Source organism: Phreatobacter sp., assembly GCF_051860605.1.
In the GTDB taxonomy this organism is placed as follows: domain Bacteria; phylum Pseudomonadota; class Alphaproteobacteria; order Rhizobiales; family Phreatobacteraceae; genus Phreatobacter.
On sequence record NZ_JBHYDR010000034.1, the window covers coordinates 1 to 527 of the forward strand.

The 527-nt window shown below is 56.2% G+C and carries 1 protein-coding gene; it reads left to right on the forward strand.

Annotated elements, in window-relative coordinates:
* Positions 1–460: hypothetical protein (locus ACTIFS_RS21760; protein ID WP_439576213.1), on the forward strand; the 460-nt coding region annotated here is incomplete at its 5' end.
* Positions 461–527: the final 67 nt, after the last annotated feature.

Here is a 527-nt window from a genome sequence, read left to right on the forward strand (position 1 = left end):
CTTGTTCGTCGTCTTGCTCGTCATGGCTCCATCCTACTTGGAAGTTGGAGCCTCCGGCAGACCCGGGGCGGTTCAAAACCTGAAAGCGCCAGCAGTTAGCCGGTACGCCGCGACAACCCCTCACCTGCTCAAATTCTTCTACGCCTACAACGCGGTTCGCGAACCGCATGAGAAGGTGCGGCCGTTCAATTTCATGATCGGCTTGCAGCCCAACCGCATCAAATTCGCGCTCGATTTCCCTGAGCTGGTGACGTTCGGAAACTCCCGCAAATCGAACCTATTGGACGATTGGAAATTCAGCGCGATTGCGCCCTACACGCGCGATCCATGGGAAGCGGTGAAAACCTGTTTCGACCGCAACTCGGGCCTGAAAATCCCGAAAGAGTATCTTCGGACATACGAGGAGGTTCTAACCTCCTACCATCTACGGCCGGAAGGCAAATTCGAGAACGTGACCTGAGACCCTCTTCTCCTCCGGCCTGAGGGAGAGTCCTGGGTTTCGTTTATGGCCTTAGGCGGCCTGTCGT